This window comes from Yersinia frederiksenii ATCC 33641, assembly GCF_000754805.1.
Taxonomy (GTDB): domain Bacteria; phylum Pseudomonadota; class Gammaproteobacteria; order Enterobacterales; family Enterobacteriaceae; genus Yersinia; species Yersinia frederiksenii.
In genome coordinates, this window is the sequence record NZ_KN150731.1 from 1,122,092 (window position 1) to 1,137,628 (window position 15,537).

A 15,537-nucleotide genomic window follows, 5' to 3' on the forward strand; every position below is an offset into this window, starting at 1 on the left:
CAGAAGCTTAAACGCGGTAGCCAACGCAGATCACAGCAGATTGTGCGCCGTCCCTGCTCCGCTATGACCACTTGTGGTGATACTGGCCCAATTTTAATGTGAGCAATGAAAAATGTGGAAATGGTTTCATCAATTCGCTAAACCCGAACGACTCTATCAACTGTGTGGGCGATTTATTCCGTGGTTGGGCCTGACGGCAGTTATCTTCCTGAGTGTAGGCTGGGTGTGGGGCTTTGGCTTCGCCCCATCAGATTACCAACAGGGTAATAGTTTCCGTATCATCTATTTGCATGTTCCGGCGGCGATCTGGTCGATGGGTATCTATATGTCGATGGCTATCGCGGCATTTGTCGGTTTAGTCTGGCAAATGAAAATGTCCGATAACGTCGTGGCTGCTATGGCTCCAGTGGGTGCTGTATTTACCTTTATCGCACTGGTTACTGGCTCTGCCTGGGGTAAGCCTATGTGGGGAACCTGGTGGATTTGGGACGCGCGGCTGACCTCTGAGTTAGTGCTGTTATTCCTCTATCTGGGGGTTATCGCCTTGTATAACGCTTTTGACGACCGCAAGTTGGCCGGGCGCGCTGCGGGCATTCTGGTGCTGGTCGGTGTGGTCAATATCCCCATCATTCATTTCTCTGTCGTATGGTGGAATACCTTGCATCAAGGTTCGACCAATATGCAGCAAAGCATTGACCCAAGTATGCGCTCCCCGCTTCGTTGGGCAATTTTTGGCTATCTATTCTTCTTCGCCACACTGACATTAATGCGGCTGCGTAATCTGATTTTGCAGCAAGAGCGCCATCGTCCGTGGGTTGCAGCTCTATTGCGTAAGGAGCCACGCGTATGAATCCGGCCTTTAACTCTTGGGCGGCATTTTTTGCCATGGGCGGTTACGCCTTTTATGTCTGGTTGGCGGTTGCGGTGACATTATTATCACTGCTGGGTTTATGGGCCCATACCCGGTGGCAGCATCAGCAATTATTTGCGGACATTCAGCGTCGTGAAGCTCGAGAAAAACGTATTCGGCAGGCAAATCAATCCCAGCTAAAACAAACCCAAAGTGCCTCCCATCCGCAGGAGAAACAACAGTGAATCCACGTAGAAAAAGCCGACTCTATCTGGCGATGGTCGTGCTGATCGGTATCGGTCTGACCGTCACATTGGTGCTGTATGCGCTACGTTCCAATATTGATCTGTTTTATACCCCAGGTGAAATTTTGCAGGGCAAAGGTGAACGCCATGAGAAACCGGAAATCGGCCAACGTTTACGTATTGGCGGCATGGTGATGCCGGGCTCAGTGAAACGCGACGATAAAACGTTGGAAATGAGCTTCAAAGTTTATGATGCACGTGGCGCAGTCACCGTGACCTACACCGGCATTTTGCCAGACCTGTTCCGTGAGGGGCAGGGCATAGTCGCACAAGGGGTATTTGCCGAAGGCAATACCATCAATGCGAAAGAAGTGTTGGCAAAGCATGATGAGAATTACACACCACCGGAAGTGAAAGAGGCAATGAACGAAAACCATACTCGCCCGGCCGAAGCCTACAGCAGTGCTAACGGCGGGGGCAATGCCTCATGATGCCTGAAATCGGCAGTTTTTTGTTGTGTCTGGCGCTGGCTATCTCGCTACTGCTGAGCCTATATCCGCAATGGGGCGCCGCGCGGCAGGATGCACGGATGATGGCAACCGGTAGGCCATTGACCTACGGAATGTTTGCCACTATTGCGCTGTCATTTATATGTCTTGTCTATGCGTTTGTAGTGAATGATTTTACTGTCTCTTATGTGGCGGCAAACTCGAATTCGCATTTGCCGGTTTACTTCCGGATTGCCGCAACATGGGGCGCGCATGAAGGGTCACTGCTGCTGTGGGTATTACTGCTCAGTTGTTGGTCACTGGCGGTGGCACTGTTTAGCCGTTCCATGCCAGATGATGCGGTAGCCCGTGTGTTATCCGTACTGGGGATGATTACTGGCGGTTTCCTGCTGTTTATTATCCTGACCTCAAATCCGTTTAACCGCACCTTGCCGGACTTCCCGATTGATGGCAACGATTTGAACCCACTGTTGCAGGATGTGGGGCTGATTTTCCATCCACCTCTGCTCTACATGGGGTACGTGGGATTCTCGGTGGCATTTGCATTTGCTATTGCTTCCTTGATGGCAGGTCGACTCGACAGTGCCTGGGCACGCTGGTCACGCCCGTGGACCCAAGCCGCATGGGTGTTCCTGACCATGGGCATCGTGCTCGGTTCGGCGTGGGCTTATTATGAACTGGGCTGGGGTGGTTGGTGGTTCTGGGATCCCGTTGAAAATGCGTCCTTTATGCCTTGGTTGGCAGGTACCGCGTTGATTCACTCACTGGCGGTGACCGAAAAACGCGGGACTTTTAAGGCCTGGACGGTATTGCTGGCAATCACCGCATTTTCTTTATGCCTGATGGGAACCTTCCTGGTGCGTTCTGGCGTGCTGGTTTCGGTGCACTCTTTTGCCTCTGACCCGGCGCGCGGCATGTTTATTCTGGCTTATCTGGTGATTGTTATCGGTGGCTCGTTGCTGCTGTATGCCGTCAAAGGTGCGCAGGTGCGCAGCCGTACTCAGCATGAAGTTTTCTCGCGCGAGACTTTCTTGCTCGGCAATAATGTGTTGTTGATTGCCGCCATGCTAGTGGTGCTATTAGGTACTTTGCTGCCACTGGTGCACAAACAGTTGGGGCTGGGCAGTATCTCTATCGGCGAACCCTTCTTTAATACGATGTTTACCTGGCTAATGGCTCCGATGGCGCTATTAATGGGGATTGGGCCGCTGGTGCGCTGGCGTCGTGATGAACCGAGCAAGCTATGGAAGCGCTTGGGTGTCGCGCTGGTGGTCACCTTGCTATTGTCAATATGGGTGCCGTGGTTGCTGCAAGATACCATTGCCGGTATGACGGTAGTTGGGCTGATGATGGCTATCTGGGTGATCATCCTGACTTTGATGGAGTTGCACGAGCGTGCTACTCATCGCCATGGTTTCTGGCGGGGTTTGAGCCACCTTTCCCGTAGTCATTGGGGCATGGTACTGGGGCATCTTGGGGTGGCTGTCACCGTGATTGGCATCGCGTTTAGCCAGAATTACAGTGTAGAGCGAGATGTGCGCATGAAAGCCGGTGATAGTATAGATATCCACGATTATCACTTTGTATTCCGCGACGTTCACGATATTAAAGGGCCAAACTATACCGGCGGTGTCGGTATTATTGATGTCACTCGTAATGGCAAGCCGGAAGCCACCTTACATGCAGAAAAACGCTATTACGCAGTGTCCCGTTCGATGATGACCGAAGCGGCTATTGACGGTGGTTTGACCCGTGATCTTTATGCTGCCTTGGGTGAAGAATTGGATGATGGTTCATGGGCCGTACGTTTGTATTACAAGCCCTTTGTCCGTTGGATCTGGTATGGCGGAGTGTTTATGGCCATTGGCGGCATTTTCTGCATGCTCGATCCGCGTTATCGGATGAGTAAAAAGTTAAAACGCGGCGCTGCATCGGAGGCTGAATAATGAAACCTCAAACTTCATTCAATAAGCTGATGTTTATTCCTTTGGTGCTGTTTTTACTGCTGGTTATCGCTTTCTTAGTGCAATTAACCCGTAATGCCAATGGCGATGACCCGACAATGTTGGAGTCGGCGCTGATTGGTAAATCGGTACCGACTTTTAAACTGGAATCACTGGAACAACCGGGGAAAACGTTTGACCAGGCGATATTGCATGATGGTCAGCCGATGCTGCTTAACGTCTGGGCGACTTGGTGTCCAACGTGCCGGGCTGAGCATCAATATTTGAATAAGCTGGCAGCACAGGGCATCCGCGTAGTCGGCCTAAATTACAAAGACGATCGCAGCAAAGCGGTGCAGTGGCTCAACTCGCTAGGTAACCCTTACGCTCTCAGTTTGTATGATGGTGATGGCATGCTGGGTCTTGATCTTGGTGTGTATGGTGCGCCGGAAACCTTCTTGATCGACGGTCAGGGCATTATCCGTTACCGCCATGCTGGCGATCTCAATGATCGGGTGTGGCAGCAAGAAATTCTGCCGCTCTATAAAAAGTATCAGGGGGGCGCATGAGACTCTTTAGTTTAGCTCTCGGCTTGATATTAAGCTGGGGGGCATTTGCCGCCATCGATACCTACACTTTTAGCTCCGTGACGCAAGAACAGCAGTATCGTGAGCTGACCGAGCAGCTGCGTTGCCCTAAGTGCCAAAACAATAGCATTGCAGATTCCAATGCCATTATTGCCGCTGATATGCGCGGCAAAGTGTATGAACTGCAACAACAGGGTAAATCCAAACAGCAAATTATTGATTATATGGTGGTCCGATACGGCAACTTCGTCACTTATGAGCCGCCAGTGACTCCCGCCACGCTAATTCTATGGGTTGGGCCAGCATTGTTTGTTTTGATAGGTGCGGTGGCGGTGGTATTGCGCGCCCGACGGCGGGTAGAGAAAGAAGCCCCACTTTCAACTCAGGAGCAGCAAAGGTTACAAAACCTACTAGCTTCAGAGGAAAAAACCACCCGGAATCAACAAGAACAGACTAACAGGAAACAACCATAATGGCTTTTTGGCTAGTAGTGATTATTTTACTGGTGGTTGCAGGTGCCTTGTTGGTCATTCCGGTGATGCGACAAAAGACCGACCTCCAAGTGACGACTCGTGATGAGCTGAATAAGGCCATCTACCAAGACCGTTTATCCGAACTGGCAGCAGATGAGGCACAGGGTGTGATCGCGCAGCAACCTGAATTGATTCAGGAGCTGCAACAGAACCTGTTAACGGATATTCCACAGCAATCATCTGAAGAGGTCAGCCCGATCAACCGTTGGGCTCTATTACCCGGAGTGGTGATTCTGGTGGTGGTCTCGGTGGGACTATATCTGAAAACAGGAGGGTTATCTCAAGTACAGGCCTGGCATCAGGTTGAGGCACAAATGCCCGAATTACGTGCTCGTGTTGCTAATGAACGGGCTGAGCCTCTGACCATGGAGGAAGTTGCGCGTCTGGGATTGGGGTTACGGACTTCTTTACAGCAAGACGCTGGTAACGTTAATGACTGGATGGTACTGGGTCGGGTCGGAATGGCGCTAAATAATGCTACCACCGCAACACAAGCTTTTGCTAAAGCTTACCAGTTGGCACCCGATAATGATGATGTCAGATTTGGTTATGCTGAAGTGCTGACTCGCTCCAATGATCCACAGGATAATCAACTGGCAACTCGGATGCTGCGAACGATTGTGGGTCAGGATCACAGCAATTTGCGCGCCATGAGTTTATTAGCTTTTAATGCTTTTGAGCAGGGCGATTTTAAACAAGCCATTGGCGCGTGGGAAGTTATGCTAAAATTGCTGCCTGCTGGTGATTCGCGGATAGAAGTGATAAAACGCAGTATTGCACAAGCCAAATCACAGGCAGGGCAGGAAACAGCTACACTGAGAATAGAGGTTTCACTCTCATCTGATGCTGCCCAGAAGCTGCCACAACAGGGAATGCTGGTTATCTCGGTAACGGATGGAGCAAATCCGGTACCGGTTGCTGTGAAACAATTGCCGTTGAGCCGGTTTCCACTATCAGTGGTGCTGGATGACAGTAATGCCATGATGCCGGAGCGGTTGCTCTCGTCTTTGCAGCAGGTGAATGTACGTGCACGTATCTCGCTGGATGGTACAGCCAATTCGCAGTCGGGTGACTGGTTTGGTGAAAGTGGCGTGCAGAATTTTGGCGGGAAAGAGCAACCTCAGACTATTCATGTTCAGATAAACAAACAGATCCCTTAACAATAAGGGGCTGGAAAGAATTTCATGGAGAAAGATATGAACTACCGCCTGATCGGGCTAACTTTTGCAACCGTACTGTTAGTAGGGTGTGCCAGTAGCTCACCGGATCACATGGAGCAGGGCCGCTCAGATCCATTGGAAGGTTTTAACCGGGCAATGTTCAATTTCAACTATGAGGTTCTTGACCCTTATATTGTGCGCCCGGTTGCGGTTGTCTGGCGTGATTATGTGCCTCAGCCGGCACGTAATGGGACGAGTAACTTCTTGAGTAACCTTGAAGAGCCAGCCAGCATGGTTAACAGCTTCTTGGTGGGTGATCCGTACAACGCCATGAAGCATTTTAACCGTTTCTTCCTGAATACGCTTCTGGGGATGGGCGGCTTAATTGATGTGGCCAGCATGGCGAACCCGAAACTGGCGAAGCAAGTCCCTCATCGTTTTGGTTCTACACTCGGTCACTATAATGTGGGCTACGGGCCATATGTTGTTTTGCCCGCTTATGGCAGCTTTACGATTCGTGAAGATGGCGGTAATGCGGCTGATTACGTCTATCCGGTACTGAGCTATTTAACCTTCTGGATGTCAGCAGGTAAATGGGTGCTCGAAGGGGTTGAAACGCGTGCGCAGCTATTGGATTCCGATGGTTTGTTACGTAACTCTTCAGATCCGTATCTGATGGTACGAGAGGCTTATTTCCAGCGCAATGATTTCCTGGCAAGTGGCGGTCAGCTAAAACCAGAAGTGAATTCCAATGCTCAAGCCATCCAAGGTGACTTGGAAAGTATCGATTCAGCAAACTGATAATTGACTTCAGATAGCAACATAAAAAAAAGCGCCGAAAGGCGCTTTTTTGTCGGCAAGAGTATTGCCAATACTGACGCTTAGAAAGCGTAGTTGAAGTTTACGCCATACAGCAGTGCAGTACCTTTAGAGTCGAACTCATAGGTCGTACCACCCAATGCTGCTGGGGTTTTTTCCGTAATATGAACGTTCTGGCCGTGCATATAGGAAATACCAACGTCAACTGAGGCATCTTTGTTGAAGGCGTAAGTGGTACCCGCACTGATCCAGAAACGGTCTTGGTCTGGGATTGAAATGGTGCGGTTATCCGCTGGAACCGGGCTATCATCGAAGGCGATACCGGTACGGAATGTCCAGTTATCATCATAATAATAGGTGGTACCCAACGCGATACGGTAAGCATCCTTGAAGCCTTCTTGCTTCTCGAACAGGGTTTGACCGTTAGTTCCGGTGGCTTTCAGCTCTTTAAACTGGCTCCAACTGGTATAGGCCATGCTGTAGTGAATCGCCCACTGTGGTGCCACACGGTTGTAGCCGGACACTTCCCACACTTCTGGTAGATTCAGAGTCAACGCACCCGGAATAACCGCGCCACCGGTGCCGCGTGGTGGTGGTAACTGGCTGCTGAAATCGCCATCAAAGTCGATTTTCACTTTTGAACGATAGGTTAAGCTGTAGCGGTTTTCTTTATCCACTTCATACAGAACGCCGGCATTCCAACCATAGCCCCACTTTGTCCCTTCCATGCGGGTCACTTCGGTACTGTTTGGTATAACTCCACGACCCGCTTCACCGATATGTCGTACAATTTTCGCATCGGCATAAACCGCATTGAAGCCCAGACCGAAGCTGAAGTTTTCATTCAGACGATAAGCGGTACTCAGATTGAGGTTTGCAGTTTTCAGGTCAGTCTCGCCACCCAAAGAACCGGCAACATAGTCATCATTAAACTCGGTCGCCAAACCGTAGTTTGAAGTGCCAGAGGCACCGATTGCCCATTGCTCATTTAGCGGCATAATAAAGTGAATATTCGGGATCCACTCGGATGGCGCGATATTTTTGGCATTAGTACTTTTGCCACTTGGCGATGTCCCGCTGATATCAACATCTGGGTCAACATAAACGAAGCCACCAGAGAAGGACGGGCGGTCAAACAGAGTCATTGCGGCGGGGTTGCGGCTACCAACAGAAGCATTGTCAGCAACAGCGCCTTCACCAGAGAAAGAGCGGCCCAATGCAGCAGCTGAATATTCATTCAACTGGAAACCGGCCGCAGAAACGTTTGAAGAGATTAATGCTACTGCAGCTGCCAGAGCTGATCGGGTAAACAGGTTTTTCTGGTTCATGACCAAAACCTCATTGTTTTAATTAATGTTACATACCGTAACAAGAGAATGCGGGATTGTAGAGTCCGTTATCGGTCAGACAAAGCAGACCAGTGGCTGAAGTATAGGTCCGACCTGTAGCAGTGTTGCAAGTATGTTTTAGGATTTGTTCAGTTTTGATTGCAAAAAATAGACACAGTTAACAAAAAACTCACAATTTAGTATCAACTGATACAATATTGATTAGCGAACAAACAATTTGACTGTGATTTCCATCACTAAATAGGCCTTTAAACAGTAAGTCCTAGTTCCAAGTGACCGACGAGAGTAAAATAAGGGATAGAGAAAATATTTTGGTTTTATGCCTTATTTTTGTGCTGTTTGCGCTACTAGATAGGCAATTTGCACCTATTTTGAAATATCCGTTGAGGAGAATTGAAGATGTCAGATGCAATTAATCGCTGTAGTGCTGAAGAAACTGCGGCTTGCTGTTGTGTAGATGTTGGCACTGTAATGGACAATACTGACTGCACCGCATCCTACAGCTGTGTATTCGAAAACCGTGCTGAAGCTGAAGCCATGCTGAAAATGCTGACTGAAAAAGCACGTGCTGTTGAGTCCGAACCTTGTCTTATCGAGCATAAGCTAGAAGAAACTGAAGGCGGTGTGCGCCTGACTATCGATTTTACTTTTGCCTGCCAGGCAGAAACCATGATTTTCCAGTTAGGCCTGCGTTAATTTACACTGGCTGCTGAGTTACTTAGGTAAGCTAAGTCACTATCAAACGCGGAGCATTTTGCTTCGCGTTTCTTTTGTTACTATTTCCTCCGTAAATTTATTACATTAGATTCATTATCCCCACACGGGTTATCCGCTCTTCAGCTCAGTCTCCCACTCTTTTTTATTCCTAAAAGTTGCTCCTGCTCTCACTTTCCTGCTCTATAGGTTTACCAAATGTAAATGTTTAGTTAACAATCATTAGATCAGGTCTGACCTGTTATTTGTTATGCTTTAATAGAAGCCATTTTATTTATCAGGAGCGTTTATGAGTAAGCCATTACCGCTAGTGACGCGTCAGGGCGATCGCATTGCAATCGTAAGCGGCCTGCGGACCCCTTTTGCCAAGCAGGCAACTGCTTATCATGGCGTGCCCGCTGTAGATTTAGGCAAAATTGTGGTCAGTGAGTTATTGGCCAGAAGTGGCGTTGCTCCTGAGTTAATTGATCAACTGGTGTTTGGTCAGGTGGTACAAATGCCTGAAGCGCCTAATATCGCTCGCGAAATCGTGCTGGGAACCGGCATGAGTGTGCATACCGATGCTTACAGTGTCTCGCGTGCCTGCGCGACCAGCTTTCAAGCCGTTGCCAATGTTGCAGAAAGTATTATTGCCGGTTCGGTGACGGTAGCAATCGCCGGCGGCGCGGACTCTTCTTCCGTCTTGCCGATTGGTGTCAGTAAAGCACTGGCGCGAACCTTGGTTGACGTAAATAAAGCCCGAACCTTATCCCAACGCTTGAAGTTATTCAGCCGGTTAAAATTACGCGACTTACTTCCTGTTGCGCCAGCGGTAGCCGAATACTCAACCGGTCTACGCATGGGGGATACGGCCGAACAAATGGCAAAAACCTATGGTATCAGTCGTGAGGACCAAGATGCTTTAGCATTACGTTCTCATCAAATGGCGGCACAAGCTTGGCAACAGGGATTATTGCAAGATGAGGTCATGACGGCTTATATCCCACCTTATCGTGATGCTATCGCCGAAGATAATAATATCCGTAAAGACTCCACCATGGCGCAATATGCCAAATTACGTCCGGCGTTTGACCGCAAACACGGCAGTGTTACGGCGGCGAACAGTACGCCGCTGACCGACGGTGCGGCTGCAGTGATGATGATGAGTGAATCAAAGGCCAAAGAGTTGGGTTTACCGCCTTTGGGCTATCTACGCAGTTTTGCATTTTCGGCCATTGATGTCTGGCAAGATATGCTGTTAGGCCCCTCTTATGCCACGCCACTGGCGCTGGACCGCGCTGGTATTACCCTGGCTGATCTGACTCTTATTGATATGCATGAAGCATTTGCCGCGCAAACCTTGGCTAATTTGAAAATGTTTGCCAGCGACAGTTTTGCACGTGAAAAATTGGGACGAAGTCAGGCGATTGGTGAAGTCGATATGAGTAAATTCAACGTATTAGGTGGCTCAATTGCTTATGGTCACCCCTTTGCGGCAACCGGCGCGCGCATGATTACTCAGACACTTAATGAATTGCGTCGCCGCGGTGGTGGGTTAGGGTTAACAACAGCATGTGCGGCGGGCGGCTTAGGTGCCGCGATGATTTTGGAGGTGGAATAATGAACCAGGAAAAGGTCACCCGCAGTGATGAAACAGTGATCATGGATATGGCGGCTCCAACCCATTCGGTATTTACCCTCAATGTTCGGCCCGACAATATCGGTGTTATCACCATCGACGTTGTCGGCGATAAGGTTAATACCTTAAAGGCTGAATTTGCACAACAAATTGCCGAGATACTGCAACAAGCACAGGCTTTGACCCAATTGCAAGGGCTGGTGATTATTTCCGGCAAGCCGGACTCTTTTATTGCTGGTGCTGATATTTCCATGATCGCGGCTTGCCGTACTGCACAAGATGCCCGTGTTTTGGCACAAAAAGGGCAATCTATCCTGGCGCAAATCGCCGCATTTCCTGTACCCGTCGTGGCTGCAATCCATGGGGCATGTCTGGGCGGCGGTCTAGAGCTGGCGCTGGCTTGTCATAGCCGCATTTGTTCACTGGATGATAAAACGGTCCTGGGTCTGCCGGAGGTGCAGCTTGGCTTGTTGCCTGGCTCGGGCGGTACACAGCGCTTACCGCGTTTGGTTGGGGTGAGTAAGGCGCTGGATATGATATTGACGGGCAGGCAGATTCGTGCGCGTCAGGCGCTTAAAATGGGGCTGGTGGACGATATCGTACCGCAGGATATCTTGCTGGATGTAGCTATCCAACGGGCAAAAGCAGGATGGCTTGATCGGCCGACCTTGCCATGGCAGGAGCGGTTACTCAGTGGTCCGCTAGGTAAAGCGCTGTTGTTTAGCATTGTGCGCAAAAAAACGCTGGCGAAGACCAAAGGCCATTATCCAGCCGCTGAGCGCATTATTGACGTGGTACGTAAAGGGTTGGATCACGGCGGCCCCGCCGGTTATGAAGCCGAAGCCAAAGCTTTTGGTGAACTGGCGATGTCCCCTCAGTCGGCGGCTTTACGTAGTCTGTTTTTTGCAACCACTTCATTGAAAAAAGAGACCGGCGGTGCCGCGCAACCTCGTGCTTTTCATCGTGTCGGGGTATTAGGCGGTGGCTTAATGGGTGGAGGCATTGCCAATGTCACAGCCACTCGTGCTGGCCTGCCTGTGCGTATCAAAGATATCAATTCGCAGGGGATTAACCAGGCACTGAAATATACCTGGGATGCTTTAAGCCAGAGGGTGCGCAGTAAACGTATGCGCCCAACTGAACGGCAACGGCAGATGATGCTGATTTCCGGCAGCACGGATTATTGTGGCTTTGGCAAGGTTGATATTGTTGTTGAAGCAGTATTCGAAGATTTATCTTTGAAGCAACAAATGGTGGCGGATATTGAGCGCTTTGCTGCCGAACAGACTATTTTTGCCTCAAATACATCATCACTGCCAATAAGCCAGATTGCAGCACAGGCACAGCGGCCAGAGAATGTTATCGGCCTGCACTATTTCAGCCCGGTGGATAAAATGCCGTTGGTTGAAGTTATCCCTCATGCCAAAACCAGTGAAGAAACCATTGCCACCACAGTTGCTTTAGCGCGTAAACAAGGGAAAACAGCTATTGTGGTAGCGGATCGCGCCGGGTTCTATGTAAACCGTATTCTTGCGCCTTATATCAATGAGGCCGCTCGCTGCTTACTCGATGGTGAGCCTATCGATTCCGTCGATAAAGCTTTAGTAGATTTCGGCTTCCCAGTTGGCCCGATTACCTTGCTGGACGAAGTAGGCATTGATGTCGGTACCAAGATCATGCCCATTCTGGTGGAGCAATTAGGGCCTCGTTTCGCCTCACCAGCTTCATTTGATGTCATCTTGAAGGATGGGCGTAAAGGGCGTAAAAATGGCCGTGGTTTCTATTTGTATCCGGCTAAAAATACGGGGTTTAAATGGAAAAGAAACCCAGGTAAGCAAGTTGATACCAGCATTTATACCTTGCTTGGTGTCACACCCAAGGCCCATCTTGAGTCAGCGGTAATTGCACAGCGCTGCACGATGATGATGTTGAATGAAGCTGCGCGTTGCCTTGACGAAGCTATTATTCGTCAGCCACGAGATGGTGATATTGGCGCGGTGTTTGGCATTGGTTTTCCACCATTCCTTGGTGGGCCTTTCCGCTATATGGATAGCCTGGGTGCCGAAAAAGTGGTGAAAACACTTAATTTGCTGGCGCAGAAATATGGCGAGCGTTTTGCCCCTTGCCAACGGCTGGTTACGATGGCGGAGCAACAGCAGAAATTTTACCCGGATGAAAGCCAAGTGAACGAGGAACTGGGTAAGGAGTACACCACTAGCTAGTGGTGCCAAAATGCTATTAGCGTGTTTTTCACCCATTTTTGTACAGGTCAACACGCTATAATTAACAGTGTGAGCAGGATCACCGCCTGCAACTCTAAGGGATAAGGTGGCTGTACAGCGGGGACAAGCCGCGCTACCTTAAACCAGAATCACACTGTGTGACTATTCGTGCCAGAATGAATTCATAGCCACTTATTGTGCAGGTGATAGAATTTAGATTAAGCTATTGATATGGTTAATTTGTAACCAATCAGGGGCGGCTGTTAGTAGCTTGGTGTAAAAAACAGCCATTTTCTTTACCTTAAGTTTCAGGCAAAATGCCCGGCCGCCATAGAGAGACGGCGCGTTATCGTTATGAAGTTTCTTTGCTCTCGGGCAAAGGTTTCGGCGGTACAGCACGCAAAGCGTTTCTGTATAGCGTTATTTTGTTAACAAAAACGGTGCAATATGCAAGTTTTCATTATGCGTCACGGTGACGCGGCTCTTGACGCAGCGAGTGATGCGCAAAGGCCTCTAACTCTGTGTGGTCAGGATGAATCACGTCAGATAGCAAGCTGGCTAAATGACCAGTCAGTCGATGTTGATCAGGTTCTGGTCAGCCCCTATTTACGTGCAGGGCAAACATTGGAAGTGGTGCGCGAAGTGATGCCACTTCCGCCACAGCAAGAAGTGATGCCAGAATTGACGCCCGGTGGGGATGCCGCTTTTGTCAGCTGTTATTTGCAGGCGCTGGCTAAAGAAGATTGTGCTGCAGTGCTGGTTATCTCGCACTTGCCACTGGTTGGGTATCTGGTGGCTGAACTTTGTCCGGGGCAATGTCCGCCAATGTTTGCGACTTCAGCAATTGCTTGTGTTGATTTGAATGGCGAGACCGGCAAGGGGACATTTGACTGGCAGGTGAGTCCGACACAGCTTCTGGCAAAGGCTTGCCACGGCTGATTCATAGCATATCAATATGAACCGATAAGGGCGCAATTTCTATTGCGCCCTTTTTGATTACACTGACTAGCCCTGAAGCAAGTTGCCACTCTTCAATGACGTTACTGAAGCGTTTGACGAAGACTAAGTAAGTCTAGGTTGTCGCTAGGATACAATGACCTAACGGCCTGACGATTACAGTGAAATTGCAGTAGCAGAGGCTGCCTGTGGTTCATTTTCAGTGCCGAATAGTGCTATTGCACTCAAGCTAGATCAATGAACAGAGATAATCGCGCAGCGCTAAGAGGCAGTAACAAAATGAAGCTATAGCCTAAAATACAAAAATAAATCTAACTCATTCAGCTAACTCAATTAATACCAATAATGCCGCCGTGCCCCCCCACTCTTTAGGGGCTTGATGGAATGCGAGTACATCGGGGTGTTGCGCCAGCCACAGTGGTGTTTGTTGTTTTAACACATGTTTGCCGTGACCATGCATGACACAGGCACAATGCACATGCTCACGTTTGCAGGCTGCAATCAGCGCCCCCAATTCTTGTTTAGCTTGTTTTTGGGTTAATCCGTGCAAATCCAAAAACATATCGGGCGAGTAGTCACCACGACGCAGTTTTTTAACTTCAAAATGGTCAACGCCGGGCCGCACATAGCGTGTCGGGCCTTCAGTATCCAATTGTGGCTGGAATTCATCAGAAAAATAATAACTGGCATCGACCTGCTCTTGCAGCAATCGCTCGGGGGCCATTTTTTTGCCGAGTTTAGGCGGCGCACGATGAACAATCGTGTCTTGTTTCAGCTTTTTCGCCCCAGCGATCGACTCTTTAAACAGCTGTAGTTCATCCGTTGTCAGGTGATATTTATTTTTCATCGTCTATTCATTGTGCTTATTTATTTCCCCCAGTTTACCTAATGTCCACCAGAGATTAATCACTTAAATGCGTCTTTCATTATTTGGTTATTGTGCAACTGATGTATTGCTGCTGATTTGTGGCGGGCTTCATGGCAAACTAGGTAGATAGATAATGATTTTACGCACCCGCTGGAGAATACCTTGGACAAGATTTTCGTCGATGAAGCAGTAAATGAGCTGCACACCATTCAGGATATGCTGCGCTGGGCAGTCAGCCGTTTTAACGCGGCCAATATTTTTTATGGTCACGGTACTGATAATCCGTGGGACGAAGCGGTGCAGTTGGTTTTCCCAAGCCTATTCTTGCCGATTGATATTCCAGAAGATATGCGCAATGCGCGTCTGACGTCCAGTGAGCGCCACCGCATTGTTGAGCGGGTTATTCGCCGTGTTAATGAACGTATTCCAGTGGCTTATTTGACCAACAAAGCTTGGTTCTGTGGCATGGAATATTATGTCGATGAGCGCGTGCTGGTGCCACGTTCACCGATTGGTGAATTGATCAACAACCGTTTTGATGGGCTTATTCGCCATCAACCTAAGCATATTCTGGACATGTGTACCGGCAGTGGTTGTATTGCGATTGCTTGCGCCTATGCTTTCCCGGAAGCTGAAGTGGATGCCGTTGATATCTCTAACGACGTGCTGGCAGTGACTGAGCATAATATTCAGCAGCACGGCATGGAGCATCAGGTTACGCCAATTCGTTCTGATCTGTTCCGCGATTTGCCGCCAATCAAATATGACCTGATTGTCACGAACCCACCTTATGTTGATGCTGAAGATATGGCCGACTTGCCGCAAGAATTTCGCTTTGAGCCTGAGCTGGGCCTGGCCGCGGGCAGTGATGGCCTGAAGCTGGCACGTCGAATTCTGGCTTGTGCACCTGATTTCTTACAAGATGACGGCGTGCTGATTTGCGAAGTGGGCAACAGCATGGTGCATTTGATGGATGAGTACCCAGATGTGCCGTTCATTTGGTTGGAATTTGACAATGGCGGTGATGGTGTCTTTATGCTGACTAAACAGCAACTTATTGACTGTGCATCCCATTTCAGAATGTATCGTGATTAATCATCACTTTTAAAACTGCCAGCCGATTAATATTATGCTGGCAGCGAACTTAATGACTTAGAGGAACC

The 15,537-nt window shown here is 49.2% G+C and carries 15 protein-coding genes; 13 read left to right on the forward strand and 2 right to left on the reverse strand.

Features of this window, described 5'->3' with window-relative positions; genetic code table 11:
* Positions 1-112: 112 nt before the first annotated feature.
* Genes DJ58_RS16630 through mlaA form a run of 8 tightly spaced genes read left to right on the forward strand, consistent with a single transcriptional unit; the run spans position 113 to position 6,628 of the window.
* Positions 113-850 (forward strand): heme ABC transporter permease, encoded by a 738-nt coding sequence (locus tag DJ58_RS16630; protein WP_004708936.1) that lies wholly within the window; start codon positions 113-115, stop codon positions 848-850.
* On the forward strand, positions 847-1,095 hold the full coding sequence (gene ccmD, locus DJ58_RS16625; RefSeq protein WP_032911001.1) for a heme exporter protein CcmD: 249 nt from the start codon (positions 847-849) through the stop codon (positions 1,093-1,095). Before DJ58_RS16630 ends, ccmD begins: the two co-directional genes overlap by 4 nt.
* Entirely contained in the window at positions 1,092-1,586 is a 495-nt protein-coding gene (gene ccmE / locus DJ58_RS16620) for a cytochrome c maturation protein CcmE (protein WP_032911000.1), read from the forward strand. The genes ccmD and ccmE overlap by 4 nt, the downstream gene beginning before the upstream one ends.
* Complete coding sequence (locus tag DJ58_RS16615; protein ID WP_032910999.1) at positions 1,583-3,550, forward strand: heme lyase CcmF/NrfE family subunit; 1,968 nt, start codon at positions 1,583-1,585, stop codon at positions 3,548-3,550. The genes ccmE and DJ58_RS16615 overlap by 4 nt, the downstream gene beginning before the upstream one ends.
* Positions 3,550-4,116 carry a DsbE family thiol:disulfide interchange protein gene (locus DJ58_RS16610; RefSeq protein ID WP_032910998.1) on the forward strand — a complete coding sequence of 189 codons (567 nt, stop codon included), beginning with the start codon at positions 3,550-3,552 and terminating at the stop codon, positions 4,114-4,116. The genes DJ58_RS16615 and DJ58_RS16610 overlap by 1 nt, the downstream gene beginning before the upstream one ends.
* A complete protein-coding gene (locus tag DJ58_RS16605; protein ID WP_032910997.1) occupies positions 4,113-4,607 on the forward strand; it encodes a cytochrome c-type biogenesis protein in 495 nt (164 codons plus the stop codon). Before DJ58_RS16610 ends, DJ58_RS16605 begins: the two co-directional genes overlap by 4 nt.
* On the forward strand, positions 4,607-5,827 hold the full coding sequence (gene ccmI, locus DJ58_RS16600; RefSeq protein ID WP_004708932.1) for a c-type cytochrome biogenesis protein CcmI: 1,221 nt from the start codon (positions 4,607-4,609) through the stop codon (positions 5,825-5,827). The genes DJ58_RS16605 and ccmI overlap by 1 nt, the downstream gene beginning before the upstream one ends.
* Before the next feature lie 36 nt (positions 5,828-5,863).
* A complete protein-coding gene (gene mlaA / locus DJ58_RS16595) occupies positions 5,864-6,628 on the forward strand; it encodes a phospholipid-binding lipoprotein MlaA (RefSeq protein WP_072088103.1) in 765 nt (254 codons plus the stop codon).
* Between the two features lie 80 nt (positions 6,629-6,708).
* Here mlaA and fadL read toward each other — a convergent pair whose 3' ends face one another.
* The gene (gene fadL, locus DJ58_RS16590) at positions 6,709-7,974 is read right to left on the reverse strand and encodes a long-chain fatty acid transporter FadL (RefSeq protein ID WP_004708929.1); all 1,266 of its coding nucleotides are present in this window, start codon (positions 7,972-7,974) and stop codon (positions 6,709-6,711) included.
* A gap of 420 nt (positions 7,975-8,394) precedes the next feature.
* Between fadL and DJ58_RS16585 the strand changes: the two genes are divergently transcribed.
* The 4 genes from DJ58_RS16585 to sixA all read left to right on the forward strand — a co-directional run bounded on the left by DJ58_RS16585 (position 8,395) and on the right by sixA (position 13,488).
* Complete coding sequence (locus DJ58_RS16585) at positions 8,395-8,691, forward strand: YfcZ/YiiS family protein (protein ID WP_004708926.1); 297 nt, start codon at positions 8,395-8,397, stop codon at positions 8,689-8,691.
* A 307-nt stretch (positions 8,692-8,998) separates the two neighbouring features.
* A complete protein-coding gene (gene fadI, locus DJ58_RS16580) occupies positions 8,999-10,309 on the forward strand; it encodes an acetyl-CoA C-acyltransferase FadI (protein ID WP_032910996.1) in 1,311 nt (436 codons plus the stop codon).
* Entirely contained in the window at positions 10,309-12,549 is a 2,241-nt protein-coding gene (gene fadJ, locus DJ58_RS16575; RefSeq protein WP_004708923.1) for a fatty acid oxidation complex subunit alpha FadJ, read from the forward strand. The genes fadI and fadJ overlap by 1 nt, the downstream gene beginning before the upstream one ends.
* Before the next feature lie 447 nt (positions 12,550-12,996).
* Complete coding sequence (gene sixA / locus DJ58_RS16570; RefSeq protein ID WP_032910995.1) at positions 12,997-13,488, forward strand: phosphohistidine phosphatase SixA; 492 nt, start codon at positions 12,997-12,999, stop codon at positions 13,486-13,488.
* Between the two features lie 334 nt (positions 13,489-13,822).
* Here the strand turns inward: sixA and smrB are convergent, their stop codons facing one another.
* On the reverse strand, positions 13,823-14,353 hold the full coding sequence (gene smrB, locus DJ58_RS16565; protein ID WP_004708916.1) for an endonuclease SmrB: 531 nt from the start codon (positions 14,351-14,353) through the stop codon (positions 13,823-13,825).
* Positions 14,354-14,536: 183 nt separating this feature from the next.
* Here smrB and prmB point away from each other — a divergent pair, with 183 nt between their 5' ends.
* A complete protein-coding gene (prmB, locus tag DJ58_RS16560; RefSeq protein ID WP_004708914.1) occupies positions 14,537-15,469 on the forward strand; it encodes a 50S ribosomal protein L3 N(5)-glutamine methyltransferase in 933 nt (310 codons plus the stop codon).
* Positions 15,470-15,537 lie beyond the last annotated feature (68 nt).